The sequence below is a fragment of the Burkholderia sp. SIMBA_051 genome, assembly GCF_046534915.1.
Taxonomy (GTDB): domain Bacteria; phylum Pseudomonadota; class Gammaproteobacteria; order Burkholderiales; family Burkholderiaceae; genus Burkholderia; species Burkholderia ambifaria.
The window spans coordinates 1-2,488 of the sequence record NZ_JAWRXS010000030.1 but is presented as its reverse complement, the minus strand read 5'-3'; the positions used below and the strand labels follow the sequence as shown (position 1 = coordinate 2,488).

Sequence of the window (2,488 nt, the reverse complement as noted above, 5' to 3'; positions counted from 1 at the left end):
GGTGGGCGGTGGCCGGTGGGCGGTGGGCGGTGGGCGGTGGGCGGTGGGCGGTGGGCGGTGGGCGGTAGGCGGTGGGCGGTGGGCGGTGGGCGGCGCATCATGCCGAAGGTCGTGCGTGCGCGGCATGGGCAGCTGAGCATCGCCGGCAACACGGCAGCGTGTTCACGAAATGCATGCTTGACGATTCATCGCGCCCGTGACGCACCGACCCGTCAGGCGAGCTGAGCAACCGAGCGCGACCATATGAACCGTCGCGATTCACGCCCGACCGGCCGTTCAACCTATCCTCGCGCGACACTCGCCCGAAGTCGGTCGCCCGCATCGGACGCGAGCCGCGCATAGCCCGGCAACGTCAGCAGCGCGAGCGCGCCCGCGGCAACGAACGCCCAGCGAAAATCGTCGAGCACGTAGTGAATCCCTGCCGCATCGCCGCGCATCAGCGCGGCGAGCCGCAATGCCAGCGCGCCGAATGCGATCCCCATCCCGATCGTCATCTGCTGCGCGGCGCTCCACAGCGTGCTCGCAGCGCTCGTCTGGTGCGACGGAACATCGGCATAGGCGAGCGTCGCCAACGTCGTGAACTGCATCGAGCGCGTCAGCCCGTAGACGAATACGACCAGCAGCGTGATCGCGAGCGGCGTCGACGCGGTCAGCCAGCCGCATGCGATCGTGAAGAAGCCGACGATCGTCACGTCGACGAGCGCAACGCGGCGGAACCCGAAACGATCGAGGATCCACGACGTGCCCGCCTTCATGCCCAGATTGCCGAGCGCGCTCGCGAGCAACAGCAAACCGGACTGGAACGGCGACAGCCCGAAACCAATCTGGAACAGCAGTGGTAGCAGATAAGGCACCGCATTGATCGCAACCCGCGTAATCGATCCCGTGAGCACCGTGACCGAAAAGGTCGGCACCTTCAGCGTCGTGAAGTCGAGCAGCGGGTGCGCGCAACGCCGCGCGTGCAGCCACGCGGCGATGCCGAACAACACGCTGGCCCCGACCAGCACCGCCGCACGCGTGAACTGCGCATCCTCCTGACCGGCCGTTTCCGTACCCAGCAGCAGACAGGTCAGCGCACCGCCTGCCAGCACGAACCCGACCCAATCAAGCGGCCGCTGTTCGTCCGCGCGCGTGTTCCGCACGATCAAGCACGTACAAACCAGCGCGGCGAGGCCAAGCGGCACGTTCAACAGGAAGATCCATCGCCAGGACGCATAGGTCGTGATGAAGCCGCCGATCGGCGGCCCGACGACCGGCGCAACGATACCCGGCCACGTGATCGTCGCGATCGCGCGCATCAGCCGTGCTTTCTCGGTGCTGCGCACGACGATCATCCGCCCGACCGGCACCATCATCGCCCCGCCGACGCCCTGCAGCAGACGAGCGGCCGTAAACGTCACCACGCCGTCGGACAGCCCGCACAGAATCGATGCTCCGGTAAAAATCACGATCGCACTGCCGAACACCGTGCGGGAACCGTATCGGTCCGCGATCCAGCCGCTGATCGGGATGAATACCGCGAGCGCGAGCATGTAGGCCGTCATCCCGAGACTCAGCGCATTCGGCCCGACGCCGAAGGAATGCGCCATCTGCGGGAGCGCGGTCGCGATCACGGTCGTGTCGAGATACTCCATGAAGAAGGTCGCGGCGACGAGATACGGCAAGAAGTCGGTCGTCCGACCACGCTGAGCAGAGCTGGAAGTCATGAACGATGCAGTTGCGGAAGGCGAAACACACCGGCGACCACGTGCGGAAGCCGGACGAGTGGCGATATTACCCTGAAGCGTGCGCACGCCGCTCTGCCGACACTTGGCGCTGAAACCACTTTATGCGCATAGATTCGACGTAGTGCGGCTGTCAGCCATACATGTCACTGAGGTTAACAAGCGCGTATTTGAGCCAATATCGGAGAAGATCGGCGACATTACTCGCCCATCAGGCCATCTTGGCGAATTCTGTAGCGCTCACCGCGACACGCATCACTCCAGTCAACCCGCCCGCGGTCGTCGGTTGTCCCTTGATAGACCACGGCGCCATCCGACACCCGGATCAGGGAAAACTTCATATTGGCGAACGGACCGACATCGCCATCTGCGTCCTGGAATTCTGCGTGAAACGGTGCATGGATGCAGTCAGCGTGAGATTGCGCAGCCCATCCCAGCAGGGCGAAGCAATACAAAAGCGGGACGAGCTTTTTCATTTGGATTGCCTGGGGATGTTCGTCTGTAACGGCGAATCAAGGAAGTGTGATGTGGCCGATCTAGCTGACCCGCCGGCCCTACGGATGCGGCGTGCGTGAGGATCCTGCCCGGCCAGCTCACGTGCCGGCCGGCGCCAAGGGCCCCACCTCGCTGTCATCGCTTTTCCGCCGCGCCAATGCAAAAACCCCCGCCTTTTTGGGCGGGGGTTTCTGGCTTAGGGAGCCTGACGATTACCTACTTTCACACGGGAATCCGCACTATCATCGGCGTAGAGTCGTTTCACGGTC

Annotated in this window: 2 protein-coding genes; both read right to left on the bottom strand. The window is 64.1% G+C overall.

All coding sequences use genetic code 11. From position 1 onward, the window contains the following. Window positions 1–281: 281 nt before the first annotated feature. On the bottom strand, window positions 282–1,706 hold the full coding sequence (locus SB771_RS33360) for a DHA2 family efflux MFS transporter permease subunit (RefSeq protein WP_175662727.1): 1,425 nt from the start codon (window positions 1,704–1,706) through the stop codon (window positions 282–284). A 218-nt stretch (window positions 1,707–1,924) separates the two neighbouring features. Further along, window positions 1,925–2,200 (bottom strand): hypothetical protein, encoded by a 276-nt coding sequence (locus tag SB771_RS33355; RefSeq protein ID WP_175662726.1) that lies wholly within the window; start codon window positions 2,198–2,200, stop codon window positions 1,925–1,927. Window positions 2,201–2,488: the final 288 nt, after the last annotated feature.